Consider the following 14745-nt stretch of genomic DNA (forward strand, 5'->3'; position numbering starts at 1 on the left):
CCGCCGCCCGGAGGGCAGTTGGTCGCTTTCCGGCCACCCGGCGTTGCCACGCTGACCGAGTGTTGGCCATGGCTTTCCCCGTCGATCTCCGCCGCTGCCAGGTGCTGGGCCTGGCCGGCACCGCCTTTCTCGCGCTGGGTGGTGAGACCGCCGGCGCCCTGCCCGCCCGGGAACTCCTGGCCCCCTCCTCGCCCCGCGCCGCCCTCGGCCTGGTCGGCGTCTACTTCGGCGTCGTCCTGCTGATAGCGGCGTGGGCGCTGCTCGGCCGCCTGGTGCACGGCGCCGATCCGCCGACCCCGCGCGCCCTGCTGCTGGTCCTGGTGCTGTGGGCGATCCCGCTGATCGTCGCGCCTCCGCTGTTCAGCCGGGACGTCTACAGTTACCTGGCCCAGGGCGCCATGGTCGACGCGCACATCGACGTCTACGCGCACGGGCCGGCCCGGCTCGGCGGCCCGCTCGCGGAGGAGGTCGCCCCGTTGTGGCGGCACACCGGGGCGCCGTACGGCCCGGTGTTCCTCGGGGCCGCGTCCGTGCTGTCCGGTCTGACCCGTGGTCAACTCCCCGCCGGCCTGCTGGGAATGCGTCTGCTCGCGCTGCTGGGCGTGGCCCTGATGGCCGCCGCGCTGCCCCGCCTCGCCCGGCACAGTGGCGCCGACCCGGCCGCCGCGCTCTGGCTGGGCGCGCTGAACCCGCTGGTGCTGCTGCACCTGGTCGCGGGCGCCCACAACGACGCGATCATGCTCGGCCTGCTGGGCGCCGGGCTGGTCGCCGCGCTCGGCCGGTGGCCGGTGCTGGGCGCCGTCCTGGTCACGCTCGCCGCCCTGGTCAAGGCACCCGCCGCACTGGGCCTCGCCGCGGTCGTGGTCCTCCAGGTGCGCGCGGGGCGCCGGCCGGCGAAGGCCGTCCTGACGACGGCGGCCGCAGCCGGCGCCACCACGGTCGCCGCGACGGCCGTCGCGGGCACGGGATACGGCTGGATAGCCGCCCTGGACACCCCCGTCTCCGCCCACAACTGGGCGCTCACCAGCCTGCTGGGCCGGGCCACCGGCGCCCTGCTCGAGCGGCTCGGCAGCGATCTGGCGCCGCTGGCCGTCCCGGTCTGGCACGCGCTCGGTCTCGTGCTCACGGTGGTCCTGGTCCTCGCCATATGGTGGCGGCTGCGCCCGCACCCGGTGTACGCGCTGGGCCTGAGCCTGGCCACCGTCGCCGCCTTCGGCCCGGCGATCCGGCCCTGGTACGCCCTGTGGGGGCTGTTCCTCATAGCCGCGGCGGCTCCCAGCACGTCGGTACGGCACCGGGTCGCGGCGCTGACGGGGGTGCTGGCGCTCGCCGTCCTGCCGAGCGGCGGTCCCGCGGACGTCGGCCAGTTGGTCCTGGCCGTCTCCGGCGGTGTGCTCGCCGTGGTCGTCCTGTGGCAGGCCCACCAGGTGGCGCAGGCCCCGGCGTTGGGACGTACGGCATGAGACCGCCCCGCACCGACCGCGGCCGGCTCCTCCTCGTCCTGGGCCTGGCCGCGGCCGTGACCGCCTTCACCGCCACGGTGCCGCTGCTGCGGGACTGGTTCGACCTGCGCGTCTACTACGGCACGATCGACACGTGGATCCACCACGGCGGACGGATCTACGACTACCGGGTGCCGGGCACGCCGTACGGCTTCACCTACCCGCCCTTCGCGGCGGTCGCGATGCTGCCGATGGCACTGCTGAGTCTGCGCGGCGCGATCACGGTCGCCCTGCTCCTCAACCTGGTGGCCCTGGCCGTGGTGCTGCGCCTCCTCGCCGGACGGGCGTGGCGGCGCTACGGCTGGTACGGCTGCGCCCTGGCCGCCTGTGTCCTGGCCCTGTTCGAGCCGCTCCGGGACACCCTCAGTTTCGGCCAGGTCAACCTGCTGCTGCTGGCACTGGTCCTCCTCGACGGCCGGCTCCTCGCCACCGGACGGGGCCGCTGGGCGGGCGCCGGTATCGGACTCGCGGCCGCGGTCAAACTGACGCCCGCGCTGTTCATCGGTCTGTTGCTGGTGGCCCGGCGGTGGCGCGCCGCCGCCGTCGCCACGGCGGTCGCGGTGGGGGCCACGGCGCTCGCGGCATGGGCCGCGCCCGGCGCCTCCCGCTTCTACTGGACCGAGGCGATGTGGGACACGACCCGGGTGGGCCGTCTCGACTACGTGTCGAACCAGTCGTTGCAGGGCGTCCTGGCCCGGCTGGATGTGCACAGCCGTGAAGTGTGGGCGGTGGTGGCGCTGTCGGTGCTGTGCGTGTGGGCCGCGCGGGCGCATCGGGCGGTGGCGGCCGGGGACTGGCAGGCGGCCTTCGCCCTCACCGGCCTGACGGCCTGTCTGGTCAGCCCGATCACCTGGGTGCACCACCTCGTCTGGCTGCTCCCGTCCTTCGCCGTCCTGCTGCGGACCGGGTACCCGCGGGTCGCGGGTGCCTTGTACGCGGTGATGTGCACCAGCGTGGTGTGGCTGTGGTTCCACGACGCGTCCGGCGTCGACGGATTCATCGGCAGCAACACCTACGCCTGGATCACCTTGGGACTGCTGCTCTGGCTGCCGTCGGGGCAGCTCTCGCCCGCGCGGCGGAGCCTGAATCCCACGATCAGCGCCGCGGCTCCCGCGCCGAGAGCGCCGGCGGCCGCGATCAACGCAGCCTCCGGCCAGCCGGGACCGCCGCCGCGCGGCGCCAGGGACGCCGCTGCGGGCAGCGCGGCGGGGCCCGGCGGCGGGTCGGCCCGCAGCGCGTCCAGCGAGCCCACAGGGTCGACCCGGCCGGCGGCCTCGAACCCCCAGTCGAGCAGTTCGCGCGCCTCCTCGTAGACGGCGAACCCACCGCCCGCCTGAGGGTTCATCACCGTCACGACGAGCGTGCGCCCGCTCCGGCGGGCGGCGGCGACGAGCGTGTTGCCCGCGTTGCTGGTGTAGCCGTTCTTGACGCCGATCAGGCCCGGATACGGCTCGACACCGTCGGCACCCGACAGCAGCCGGTTGGTGTTCCGGATCTCGTACGACCCTCCGGCCCCGTTCGGGAAGCGGGCCTCGATCGTGCCGCAGTACCGCGCGAAGTCCGCGTTGCGCAGCCCCGCCCGGCCGAACACCGCCAGGTCGTACGCCGACGACACCTGGCCCGGCGCGTCGTAGCCGTCGGGGGAGCGCACGTGCGTGTCGCGGGCACCGAGGGAACGGGCCTTGACCTGCATCTGCGCGGCCGTCGTGCGCCAGCCGCCGTTGAGCGCGGCGAGCACGTGCACGGCGTCGTTTCCGGAGTTGAGGAAAACGCCGTGCCACAGATCGCTGACCCGGTAGGTGTCCCCCTCCTTGACCCCCACGAGGCTGCTGCCCTGGCCGATGCCCGCCAGATCCCGCTTGTGGACCGTGTGCCGGATGCCCCCGGGCAGGGCCGGGAGCACGGTGAGCGCGAACAGCGTCTTGAGCGTGCTGGCGGGCGGCAGCCTGCGGTGCGCGTGGTACGCGGCGAGCACCTCGCCGGTGCGTGCGTCGGCCACGAGCCAGGACAGGGCCGAGAGCTCCGGCACCTCGGGGGCGCCGGCGTGCGGCCGCACCTGGATGCCGGGGCGGTGGAGCAGCGCCGGCCCGGGAGGCGTCGCCGTGGTCGCCGCACCGGACACACCGGAGTCTGTGCCGGTCCTGGCGGCCGCCGCGGCGGGCATGAGGGCCAGGGCGCCGGCCGCGCAGAGCGCACCGGCGCACATGACAGGCCGGGAAGGGAATCCGATCTTCATGTGATCAACGTAGGAATGAACCTGTCCATCCCCGTGCTGCCCGTGCCGAGCGGCGCGCGCGAGCACCCGGATGCCGCACGTCGTGCGGTCGAGCCGGTTGCGGTCCGTCAGCCGGCGGGCAGGGTCGGCTGGATCCGGCGCAGGAACGTCGCGTTGTCGGGAGTCTCGCGCATCCGTTCCAGCAGGGTTTCCAGATTGGCCTGCCCGTCGCGGGACTGCAGGACCCGGCGCAGACCGCGTACGGCCGTCAACTCGGCCGGGGGCAACATGAGTTCCTCGCGTCGGGTGCCGGACGGGTTGATGTCGACGGCCGGGAACAGCCGGCGGGAGGCGAGCTCGCGGTTGAGGCGCAGCTCCATGTTGCCGGTGCTCTTGAGTTCCTCGAAGAAGAAGTCGTCGGCGCGGGAGCCGGTTTCCACCAGGGCGGTGGCGAGGATGGTGAGCGAGCCGCCCTCCTCGGCCAGGCGGGCCGCTCCGAAGAGCCGCTTGGGACCGTGCAGCGCGGCCGCGTCCACACCGCCGCTGAGGGTACGGCCACCGGCGGCGGCCGCGTTGTTGTGGGCCCGGCACAGCCGGGTGATTGAGTCGAGCAGGACGACGACGTCCTCGCCTTCCTCGACGAGCCGCTTGGCCCGCTCGATCACGAGCTCGGCGAGCGCGATGTGCTGCTTGGGCGCCCGGTCGAAGGTCGAGGCGTACACCTCGCCGCGCACGGAGCGGCGCATGTCGGTTACTTCCTCGGGGCGTTCGTCGACCAGCACCACCATCAGGCGGCACTCCGGGTGGTTGCCGGCGACGGCGGCCGCGATCTGCTGGAGGAGGACGGTCTTGCCGGTCTTGGGCGGCGCGACGATCAGCCCGCGCTGCCCCTTGCCGACAGGGGCGATCAGGTCGGTGACGCGTCCGGTGAGCCCGGCGGCGGGGTGTTCCAGGCTGAGCCGCTCGCGCGGGTGCAGCGGGGTGAGGTCGCGGAAGTGGCGTCGGCCGCGCAGTTCGTCGGGCGTACGGCCGTTGACGCGCTCGACCTCGCTGAGCGCGCCCCGGCCGCCGCGCGGGCCCTCTACGAGGTCGCCCTTGCGCAGGCCGTACCTGCGGATCAGCGCGGGGGAGACGTGCGGGTCGGCGGGCGAGGGCAGGCAGCTCTCGGCACGCAGGTGGCCCTTCCCGTTCCCGTCGATGTCGAGGACACCGGTGACGAGTTGGGCCGGGGACTGCTGCTGTACGGCAGTGAGTTCGAGTGTGGTGGTCATGAGTGGGGGTCCTTTCACGGACGGAAGGCGCAAGACATGCGTGGGAAGGGGAGAAGCCGCGAGGGGGAGGCGCATGGACATGCCTCCGGGCGGCGGGGAACAACACCTCGGGTACGGCGGAAACGCACTGCTCACGAGGTGTGTACTGGAGAGCTGATGCTCCCGCCGGACAGCGGCGGGGAGTCAGCGGACTGAAGAGGAACTGGCACCGGCGCCCTCAATGGGGCGTACACAGGTGCTGTTCGCACTGTAGCACCCACAACACACCGCTGTCCGGAGGAGTTCTGATCACGTGGCGGGGAATAGGGCTGGAGGGACGAATGATCGTTCTGATGGCTTCCGGTCGACCGTGACACCGCCCGAGGAGGTGAGACCCATGAACGCTGTATCCATGTGGGTGCTCCCCCTCTGCCGTCCCGGCCGGCGATCGACATAGGTGTCGCCGGGAGCGCCTCGACAACAAGGCACTCCCGAAAGGCAACACCTGTGCACTCTCTGCAGTTCACCGCCGAGTCGTCGTCGGACGGCATGCTCGAACGCGACTTCACCGTGGCCGGCGTCCCCGGCGTCCTCTGGTCGCCGGCCTCCAATGCGGCCGATCGCGCGCCCCTGATCCTGATGGCCCACGGCGGCGGCAACCACAAGAAGCACCCGGCGATGTCCGGCCGCGCCCAGCGCCTCGTGACCGGCTGCGGCTTCCATGTCGCCGTCATCGACGCGCCCGGTCACGGCGACCGGCCGCGCACGGCGCACGACGAGGCGGAAATCGCCGAGCTGTTCCGGGCGAGGGCGGCGGGCGAGCCGGAAGGCCCGATCGTCGTGCGCTACAACGACCACCTTGGCGGGGCTCGCCGTGCCCGAGTACCGGGCGACCCTGGACGCCCTCCAGGAACTCCCGGAGATCGGCACCGATGGGCCGGTCGGCTTCTGGGGCATCAACATGGGCACCGCGATCGGCGTACCGTTCGTGGCGATCGAACCCAGGATCACCGCCGCGGTCTTCGGTCAGCACTGGCCGATGTCCTGGCCGAGAAGGCGAAGCAGATCTCCATCCCGATCGAGTTCGACATGCAGTGGGACGACGAGCACATCTCGCGCGAGGAGGGTGTGGCGCTGTTCGGCGCCTTCGCCTCGAAGGAGAAGACGCTGCACGCCAACGCGGGCAGGCACAAGGAGCTGCCCAGGTTCGAGGCCGACACCGCGGTCCGGTTCTTCGCCCGGCACCTCGGCCGGGCGGTCACGTCGTCGGCCTGACGTGAGCCGAGGACGTCATGGCCCGCGCCAAGGCGACCGGTCAGCTCCGCCCCGACGTCGGCGTCGGCGACCTGACGATCGTCGTCGCCCAGCTCAGCCGGCCCCCGGCCGGTACCGGCTGCCTCGTAAACGACCGCATCGGGCAGGGCCGGCGCAGATCCTCCACGGTCACGGGCGCGCCCGGCAGGATCGAAGTGTCGGCGTCCGGCTTGCCAGTCGGGCGCCGACACCGCGGCCCCAGTTGAGGTTGCGCATCCAGATGATCGATCCGCGTAGCTCGCCATGTGGCTGTTGGATGTTGTGTCGTAGCGCGTGGCCGGGCCCCGCCGCCCCGCTGCTGCCGATGGCCGCCGGACAGTTCTGGATCGCCGTGCCGCCCGTCACCACCACCTCTTTCGGCGAGTCGAGCGTGCAGACCGCGTCCGCGTGGGCAACTCGTGCCACTGTGGGCTCGATGTTGTGATCCAAGTCACAGAGGGTCTAGGGTGAAGTCGCTTGGAGCCATGCGCCGGGCGGCGAGCCGAGCGGCGGCGCGCGACCGCGCCGGCTCCAGGTGAGGGAAGTGATCCCGTTGTCCGTCGCCTGGGACGACATCGGTGGGCTCGTCGATGCCCACCAACGTTTCCTGGCCGGTGCGCGGGTCGACGCGGACGTCCGGGACGGGGTGCTCGACTCCTGGAAGCGATGCCGGTCCGCGGGGCTCGAACCGCACCGGCTGCTGGTTTCCTACGCCCCCGATGTGGCGCTCGAGGAGCGGTTCCTGCGCGCGGCCGACCCGGTCCTGACGGAGCTGGCCGCCTCGCTGGCAGAGATGAGCATGACGGTCGTGCTCTGCGACGGGCAGGCCCGCATGATCCAGCGGCTCGGCGGTGACCGCCACCTGTGCGAGCTCCTCGACGAGGTGTCGTTCGCCCCCGGCTTCGACGCCTCCGAACCCGTCGTGGGCACCAACGGCGTGGGCACCGCCCTGGCCGAGCGTCGGCCGTTCCTCGTCGTCGGCCGAGAGCACTTCGCCGACTGTCTGCAGCCCTTCGCCTGCGCGGGCGCACCCGTCCGCGACCCGCTCAGCGGACGCATCGAGGCCGTCCTCGACCTCACCTGCCTGCGCGACGACGGCGACCCCGCCATGCTGCGGATGGTCCGCGAGGCCGCCCACGCCATCGAGGCGCGCCTGCTCGAGCAGGCCACGGAACGCGAGCGGGCCCTGCTCGCCGCGTACCGGCGGGCGGGCCGCCGCACGGGCGGCTGGCCGCGGCAGCCCGCGTTCTCGGTGCCGGGCCAGGACTGCGGTGACCTCGGCCCGATCGATCTGGCCGTGCTGCGCGAGCGGGCCGAGGAACTCATCGCCTCCCCACAGCGCACCATGGAGGAAGTCACCCTCTCCGGAGGCCGGATCGCCACCCTGCTGCGCCGCCCCGTCATGGGTGCGGCGGGCGAGACGGGTGTGGTCGTCGAGGCCCGTGTCCTCGGCGGACCGCGAGTGCGCCATACCCGGCCGACCGCGCAGGACGCACCGGCCGGGGAAGTGGGCTCCGCAGCCGTACAGGCCGAGTCGGCGTCGGTGACCCTGCCCGCCGTGACGCTCCCGCGGGCGGCCGAACCGCCCGATGGGGACGACGGCGCGGGCGGCTGGCCGTTGCTCGTCGGTGAGACCGGCGTCGGCCGGCTGGCCGTCCTGGCCCGCGGGCGCCTGGAACTGCTGCACGACGCCGGCGTCCGGATCGGCACCACCCTGGACGTCACCCGCACCGCCGAGGAGCTGGCGGCGGTGGCAGTCCCCCGGTTCGCCGACTTCACGGCGGTCGACCTGCCCGACTCCGTGCTGCGCGGAGACGAGCCGGGGCAGCTCGGCGCCGCCACGCCGCTGCGCCGGGTCGCCCTGGGCGCCGTACGCGAGGACTCCCATCTGCACGGCGTCGGCGACTCGGTGCGGTACGTCCCGTCCACGCCGCAGGCCCGCAGCCTGGAGTGCAGGCAGTCCGTGCTGGAGCCCGTCCTCGCCGAAGCCGGCGGATGGCTCGCCCAGGACCCGGCACGGCTCGAACGGGCGCTGGCGACCGGCATCCACTCCCTGATCACCGTGCCGCTGCGGGCACGCGGCGTCACCCTCGGCGTGGTGAGTTTCTACCGCTCCGACAAGCCCGCCCCCTTCGAGGACGACGACCTCTCCCTGGCCCAGGAGCTGGCGGCCCGCGCGGCGATCTGCATCGACAACGCCCGCCTCTACACGCGCGAGCACAACACCGCCCTCGCCCTGCAGCGCAGCCTGCTGCCACGCGGCCGGCCCGAACAGAGCGCCGTCGAGATCGCCTACCGCTATCTGCCCGCGCAGGCCGGGGTGGGCGGCGACTGGTTCGACGTCATCCCGCTGTCCGGCGCCCGGGTGGCGCTGGTCGTCGGCGACGTCGTCGGCCACGGACTGCACGCCGCGGCCACCATGGGCCGTCTGCGCACCGCCGTGCACAACTTCTGCTCCCTCGACCTGCCGCCCGACGACCTGCTCACCCACCTCGACGACCTGGTCGGACGGCTCGACCGCGGCGAGGGCTGGGAGGCGGAGAACGCTCCCGACTCCGGCATCGTCGGAGCCACCTGCCTCTACGCCGTCTACGATCCGGTGTCCCGGCGCTGCACCCTCACCCGCGCCGGGCACCCTCTGCCCGCGGTCGTCGCACCCGACGGCAGCGTCGAGTTCGTCGACCTGCCCACGGGGCCACCGCTGGGCCTCGGCGGGATGCCCTTCGAGACCGCCGAGCTCGAGCTCGCCGAAAGCAGCCAGCTGGTGCTCTACACCGACGGCCTGATCGAGGACCGGCATCGGGACATCGACTCCGGCCTGGCCAAGCTGCGGGCCGTCCTGGCCCACGCCGACCGGGCGCCGGAGGACACCTGCGAGGCGGTGCTCGACGCGCTGCTCCCTGCCCGGCCCAGCGACGACGTGGCCCTTCTGGTCGCCCGCACGCACGCCCTCGGTGCCGATCAGGTCGCCCAGTGGGACCTGCCCAGCGATCCGGCGGTCGTCTCCCGGTCCCGGGCGGCCGTCACCGAACAGCTCGCCGCGTGGGGCCTGGACGAACTGGCCTTCACCACCGAACTCGTCGCCAGCGAGCTGGTGACGAACGCCATCCGGCAGGCGACCGGCCCGCTCCAGCTGCGCCTGCTCCGCGACCGCGCCCTGATCTGCGAGGTCTCCGACGGCAGCAGCACCTCGCCCCGGCTGCGCCGCGCCCGTTCCGAGGACGAAGGGGGGCGCGGCCTCTTCCTGGTCGCCCAGCTCACCGAGCGCTGGGGGACGCGCTACACAGCCGACGGGAAGATCATCTGGGCGGAGCAGCACCTGCCGTAGACAGGCACCCACCGTCCACGGTGCCCGCGTGGCCCTGCGGCGTCATGGACACGTGAATCGACGGACGACGCGCAGGCGCGGTGCTCAGGCGGACCGTGCCTCCGCCTCCTTCGCGATCTGCTCGAACCGTGCGCCCATGGCGGCCGCCAGGGCCTGCGCACCCGACAACGGGCGCACCATGACGGTCAGTTCGTCGATCAGGCCCTCCTCGTCGAGGTGTATGAAGTCGCAGCCCGAAAGTTCGCGGTCACCCACTCGCGCCGTGAACACCAGCGCGTGGTCGCGGCCGTCGCCGCCGGCGAGTTCACGCTCGTACCGGAAGTCCTCGAAGACCTGCGCGACGGCGCGCAGGATCGCCGCGGTGATCGCCTTGCCGGGGTACGGCTTGAACACGACCGGGCTGGTGAAGACGACGTCCTCCGCCAGCAGGGCCTCCACGGCGTCCAGATCCCCGGCCTCGACCGCCTCGCGGAACGCGCGCATCGGATCACCTCATAGTCAATTAGTTGAGTAGGTAAGGATGAGAGTAATCAGCTGTGGCTCAGGTGTCCACTAGGCTGGCCGGGTGTTCAGCCCCGAAGGCCCCAGCCTGCGCGAACTCGCCGTTCAGGCGCTGTCGTCCGTCGAGCGCGGCTACGACCTGCTCGCCCCGAAGTTCGACCACACGCCGTTCCGGACGCCTGCTTCGGTGCTCGACGCCGTCGCCTCCGAGCTGGAGCGGACGGGGCCCTACGACGACGGCCTCGACCTCTGCTGCGGGACGGGCGCCGGTATGGACGTGCTGGCGCGGGTGTGCCGGAGGAGCGTCACCGGGGTCGACTTCAGTGCCGGAATGCTGGATGTCGCCCGTGGGGGCACGCGGGTCACCGGGCCGCGTGCCGCCTGGGTGCGTGCGGACGCCCGTGCCCTGCCCTTCGGGCCGGCCTTCGACCTGGTGGTGAGCTTCGGGGCGTTCGGCCACTTTCTGCCCCGTGAGCTGCCGGGGCTCTTCGCCCAGGTCCACTCCGTGCTGCGGCCGGGCGGAATCTTCGCGTTCCCCGTCCTCGCGCCGCCCCGGCCGTCGTCCCCGGCGTTCTGGATGCTGTTCGGCTTCGACACGGTGATGCGAGTGCGCAACGCCGTCTGGCGCCCGCCGTTCGTCATGTACTACCGGGCGTTCCGGCTCGGGGACGTACGGCGGGAGCTGGAGCGCGCCGGGTTCCGTGTGGACCTCCACGCGCTGCCCGAGTTCGGGCGACGGCGCGACGGAAGCCCACGCGTCCGCATGGTCGCGGCACGGCGGTCCGACTGAGCAGCCTCAGATCTCCTCCTCGGCCCGGGCACCTCCGAGCGCGAGGGTGACCGCCGCGTCCGGGTCGAGTTCCCGGCCCTCGCGGACCGCCGTGGCGAAGCGCGCGTCGCCGAGCAGGGCGCGCAGCCTGCGCTCGTACTCGCGGCGGAAGACCGTCGTCCCGGCGCTCCCGAGCTGCGGCAGGCCCGCCGTGTGCCACAGGCGACCACTGACGCCGAGCAGACGCGCGGCCAGCTCCGGCTCCCCGCGCGTGGCCTGAGCGGCGACCAGCAGATCGGCGACCGCCGCCGCACCGAGCCGGTCGTGCACCCGCCACTTCGCGGCCAGTGCCTCGCGCGCCGACCCCACCGCCTCGTCCGCACGGCCCAGGCCGATCCCCGACAGCGCGACGAAGAAATCGCCCCAGGCCCGCATCCACAGCTCACCGCGCTTGGCACAGTCCGCGCGCAGTCGCTCGGCGACCGCCGCACACCGCTCGAACGCGGCCTGGCTCGCCAGCAGATACGCCTGGAGAGCGAGCGTCAGCAGTTGGAAGAACTCGGCGCCGCCGTCCCCGGCGGGCGCCTGTGCGCCACTGCCGTACAGCAGCGCAGAGCGGGCCGATTCGCCCCGCACGGCCAGGCTCGCCCCCGTCAACGGCAGTGCGGGCACCGGCAGTCGGCGCTCCTCGGCGAGCCACACATAGGCGGCGCTCACCGACTCGGCGGCCTCCAGGTCATCCGGTACGACGGTGACCAGGCGGTGTGCCCAGACCGCGAGGGAGTGCTCGGGCCCGCTGCCGTCGGGGGCGCGCTCCAGGGCCCGTTCCAGATAGCCGCGGCCCTCCTCGGCGAAGCCGCAGGCGAACCAGAAGTACCAAAGAGTTCCCGCGAGTTCGAGCGCCGTCTCGGGCTCGGGCGCCGCCAGGCACGCCTCCATCGCCAGCCGCAGGTTCGCGTGGTCCGCGGTCAGTCGCTCGGACCACATCCGCTGCCCCGGCCCCAGCCACTCGGCCTCGCCCTGGCGTGCGATCCAGCGGAAATAGTCCCGGTGGCGGCGCGCCACCGCTTCCCGCTCGCCCAGCCCCGTCAGCCACTCCGCGCCGAACGAGCGGACCGTGTCGAGCATCCGGTAGCGCACCGCCGTCTCCTCGCCCTCCCGGGTCACGATGGACTTCTCGGTGAGTGAGGCGAGGAGCGTCAGGATGTCCTCGGGGTCCAACGGCCCGCCGTGGCAGACGAACTCGGCGGCCTCGAGGTCCCAGCCGCCGGCGAACACCGACAGCCGGGCCCACAGCAGCCGCTCCAGCGGAGTGCACAGTTCATGGCTCCAGCCGATCGCGGTCCGCAGCGTCTGATGCCGGGCCGGGCGCGGACGGGCGGGCGAGACGAGCAGGTCGAAGCGGGAGTCGAGTCCCTCGAGGAGCCGGTCGAGGGGGAATCCGCGCAGCCGCACGGCCGCCAGCTCGAGCGCCAGCGGGATCCCGTCGAGGCGGTCGCAGACCGCCGCCACGCGGGCCCGGTTGTCGTCGCTCAGGACGAACGACGGCACCGCGGCCACGGCCCGCGCCGCGAACAGCGCCACCGCGTCGTCGCGTTCACCCAGCGGCAGCGGCCCCACCGTCAGCAGATGCTCGCCCGCCACGCCCAGCGGCTGCCGGCTGGTCGCCAGCACCCGCAACTCCGGAACACGGCCGAGGAGTTCCTGCACAATGCGGGCGCACTCGTCCAGGACGTGTTCGCAGGTGTCGAGCACCAGCAGCAGCGGCGCCCCCGCGAGATGCTCGCAGACCGCATCCAGCAGCGGACGCAGGGTCTGCTCGGCCAGCCGGGTCGCCTGGGCCACCGCGTTGGTCAGCAGGTCCGCGTCCCTGAGCTCCGACAGGTCCACCAGCCAGGTCCCGCCCGGGAAGCCGCCCTTCGCCGCGTCCGCGGCGCGCAGCGCCAGACGCGACTTGCCGACGCCCCCGGGCCCCGTCAGCGTCACCAGTCGCGCGGTCCCCAACAGCCCCTCGATGCGGCTCAGTTCAAGCCGGCGGCCGACGAAGGCGTTCGACTCGGCCGGGAGATTGCCGGTCCTGCCGCCGTGCACCGACGCAGCCATCGTCCCCCTCCCACCGGAACCGATGGCGGCCACCCTAACCCCTCACGGGAGTCCCGTTTCCGGCGTAGCGTGGAAGCGGCCCGCCACCGTGGGAGGTGCGAGGATGACCGTCGTACCCGCCCTGAGAACCGTGGGACAGATGCGCCACGGCGACCACCTGCTCCTCGGCTACGACACGGACGAGGAGCGCGAGACCGTGCTCGCCGCGTTCCTGCTCGACGGCCTGGTCAGCGGCCACCGCGGGCTCCTGCTGCCGCCCGCGGACATCCCGGCGGGCGTGGCACTGTCCTTCCTGGAGGCCCACGGCTGCCGTGTCGACGAGGAGGTCGCGGCCGGCAGGCTGTCCGTCGATCCGCACCTGGCCGTCCCCGAGGGGCTGTGGGACCTGGACGAGGTGATCCGCCGCGAGGTCCGGCGCGCGGTCGGCGACGGCTTCCTCGGCCTGAGGGTGTGCACGGAGATCCTGCGCTCCCAGGCCGGAAACGGCCTGAAAATGCTGCACGACAGCGAACTGCTCCTGGACCCCGTGTTCGCCTCGCTGCCCGTGCTCGGCATCTGCCAGTACGACCGCCGGCTCTTCGCCGAGGACGAACTGGCCCCGCTCGACGGACTGCACCACGGCCGGGTGGGCGCCGACCATGTCTGGCGCGACGAACTCCTGACCGTCACCCGCACCTTCGCGCCCCCGGGCCTTGCCCTGGCCGGAGAGATCGACGACAGCAACGTCACCGCCGTGGCCCGCGCCCTGCACGCCGAGACGGCCCGCGCCCGCGCCCGTGCCGCGAGCGGCGCGCGTATCCGCCTCGACCTGCGCGACCTGCACTTCGTCGACGTGGGCGCCCTGCGCCTGCTGGTCTTCACCGCGCTCGGCCTGGACGCGGCCGGCGGCACCCTGGAACTGGCCGGCGTGGCCCCCCATGTCCAGCGGGTGATGCGGGTGGCCGGGTGGGACCGAGTCCCCGGCCTCCACATCGAGCTCCGTGGAGACGAACCGTGACCGGCTTCGTCCCACGGGCCCTCGGGCTCAGTGGTGCAGCTGTGGTTCAGCCGGTCCCCGGCAGCGTGAACTCGTAGACCAGCGCCTCCAGCCGGGCGTCCACCACCAGGTCGGTGATCTCCAGCGGGCGGGCGTACTGGTCGTGCACGCGCCGGGTGACCCGCATCGAGGGGGCGTCGTCGAGCCGGACGATGGAGTCGCGGTGATGCAGGGTCAGGCCCGCCCTGCGCATCCAGTCGTAGGCCCGCTGCAACTGCGCCGACCCCGCCGGGTCGGTGCGGTCCCGGTAGCGGGCCAGTTCCTCGACCTCGGCGAGCGCCACGGCGGAGAAGGACGTCACCGCCGTACGTCGTCCGCGCCCGTCGGCGTCGGCGGACTCGTAGCGGTGCACCAGGGTCGGCCGGTGCGGGGCGAGCCCGAGGGCCTCGGCGTGCTCCGGCGGGGGCGGCTCCCAGGAGACCGTGGCGCGGTCGACGGCACACGGGTCCGCGGCCCGGGCGCCGACCGGGAAGGCGAGGGAGGAAGCGGCCTCGACCGGCAGGCCGGGCAGAGCGGCATGACTGCCCCGCCGGTCGGTGGTGACCAGACCGCTCCGGCGCAGTACGTCCAGCGCCTGCCGTACGGTGTCCCGGCTGACCCCGAAGCGTCCGGCCAGCTGCCGCTCGCCCGGCAGCCGTTCGCCGGGCGGAATGCTGCCCTCGCGCAGCTCGTCGAGCAACTGCGTGGCGATCCTCCAGTAACGGGGCTGGTCGTGATGGGGCGTGGTGCGGGCCATGCCGCGCCTCCT

10 protein-coding genes and 3 pseudogenes are annotated in these 14745 nt (G+C 73.2%); 7 read left to right on the top strand and 6 right to left on the bottom strand.

Annotated elements, in window-relative coordinates:
• Positions 1-68: 68 nt before the first annotated feature.
• Positions 69-1463, top strand: a complete 1395-nt coding sequence (gene mptB / locus ABZO29_RS40635; protein ID WP_367325210.1) for a polyprenol phosphomannose-dependent alpha 1,6 mannosyltransferase MptB — start codon at positions 69-71, stop codon at positions 1461-1463.
• Entirely contained in the window at positions 1460-2815 is a 1356-nt protein-coding gene (locus ABZO29_RS40640; RefSeq protein ID WP_367325211.1) for a glycosyltransferase 87 family protein, read from the top strand. The genes mptB and ABZO29_RS40640 overlap by 4 nt, the downstream gene beginning before the upstream one ends.
• Here ABZO29_RS40640 and ABZO29_RS40645 read toward each other — a convergent pair.
• Both ABZO29_RS40645 and rho read right to left on the bottom strand, forming a co-directional pair.
• A pseudogene (locus tag ABZO29_RS40645) lies at positions 2731-3738 on the bottom strand (D-alanyl-D-alanine carboxypeptidase family protein); the annotation flags it as partial. The gene ABZO29_RS40640 and the pseudogene ABZO29_RS40645 sit on opposite strands and share 85 nt — an antisense overlap.
• A gap of 107 nt (positions 3739-3845) precedes the next feature.
• On the bottom strand, positions 3846-4988 hold the full coding sequence (gene rho / locus ABZO29_RS40650) for a transcription termination factor Rho (protein WP_367325212.1): 1143 nt from the start codon (positions 4986-4988) through the stop codon (positions 3846-3848).
• Between the two features lie 486 nt (positions 4989-5474).
• Between rho and ABZO29_RS40655 the strand changes: the two are divergent.
• Together ABZO29_RS40655 and ABZO29_RS40660 are read left to right on the top strand one after the other, a co-directional pair.
• A pseudogene (locus tag ABZO29_RS40655) lies at positions 5475-6242 on the top strand (alpha/beta hydrolase).
• 11 nt (positions 6243-6253) lie between these two features.
• Positions 6254-6379, top strand: a pseudogene (locus tag ABZO29_RS40660) (TetR/AcrR family transcriptional regulator); the annotation flags it as partial.
• 31 nt (positions 6380-6410) lie between these two features.
• Here ABZO29_RS40660 and ABZO29_RS40665 read toward each other — a convergent pair.
• On the bottom strand, positions 6411-6710 hold the full coding sequence (locus tag ABZO29_RS40665; RefSeq protein ID WP_367325213.1) for a hypothetical protein: 300 nt from the start codon (positions 6708-6710) through the stop codon (positions 6411-6413).
• Positions 6711-6804: 94 nt separating this feature from the next.
• Here ABZO29_RS40665 and ABZO29_RS40670 point away from each other — a divergent pair, with 94 nt between their 5' ends.
• Positions 6805-9588, top strand: coding sequence for a SpoIIE family protein phosphatase (locus ABZO29_RS40670; protein ID WP_367325214.1), 2784 nt, complete (start codon positions 6805-6807; stop codon positions 9586-9588).
• A gap of 84 nt (positions 9589-9672) precedes the next feature.
• On the opposite strand, the gene ABZO29_RS40675 is transcribed toward ABZO29_RS40670, so the two are convergent.
• Positions 9673-10071: a nuclear transport factor 2 family protein gene (locus ABZO29_RS40675; protein WP_367325215.1), complete on the bottom strand. Its 399-nt coding sequence runs from the start codon at positions 10069-10071 to the stop codon at positions 9673-9675.
• 82 nt (positions 10072-10153) lie between these two features.
• Between ABZO29_RS40675 and ABZO29_RS40680 the strand changes: the two genes are divergently transcribed.
• Positions 10154-10879 carry a class I SAM-dependent methyltransferase gene (locus tag ABZO29_RS40680; protein WP_367325216.1) on the top strand — a complete coding sequence of 242 codons (726 nt, stop codon included), beginning with the start codon at positions 10154-10156 and terminating at the stop codon, positions 10877-10879.
• Between the two features lie 6 nt (positions 10880-10885).
• Here the strand turns inward: ABZO29_RS40680 and ABZO29_RS40685 are convergent, their stop codons facing one another.
• Entirely contained in the window at positions 10886-12961 is a 2076-nt protein-coding gene (locus ABZO29_RS40685) for a hypothetical protein (RefSeq protein ID WP_367325217.1), read from the bottom strand.
• Between the two features lie 103 nt (positions 12962-13064).
• On the opposite strand from ABZO29_RS40685, the gene ABZO29_RS40690 reads away from it, so the two are divergent.
• Positions 13065-13958: an MEDS domain-containing protein gene (locus ABZO29_RS40690; protein ID WP_367325218.1), complete on the top strand. Its 894-nt coding sequence runs from the start codon at positions 13065-13067 to the stop codon at positions 13956-13958.
• Between the two features lie 46 nt (positions 13959-14004).
• Here the strand turns inward: ABZO29_RS40690 and ABZO29_RS40695 are convergent, their stop codons facing one another.
• The gene (locus ABZO29_RS40695; protein WP_367325219.1) at positions 14005-14733 is read right to left on the bottom strand and encodes a GntR family transcriptional regulator; all 729 of its coding nucleotides are present in this window, start codon (positions 14731-14733) and stop codon (positions 14005-14007) included.
• Positions 14734-14745: the final 12 nt, after the last annotated feature.

The sequence above is a fragment of the Streptomyces sp. HUAS ZL42 genome, assembly GCF_040782645.1.
GTDB lineage: Bacteria > Actinomycetota > Actinomycetes > Streptomycetales > Streptomycetaceae > Streptomyces.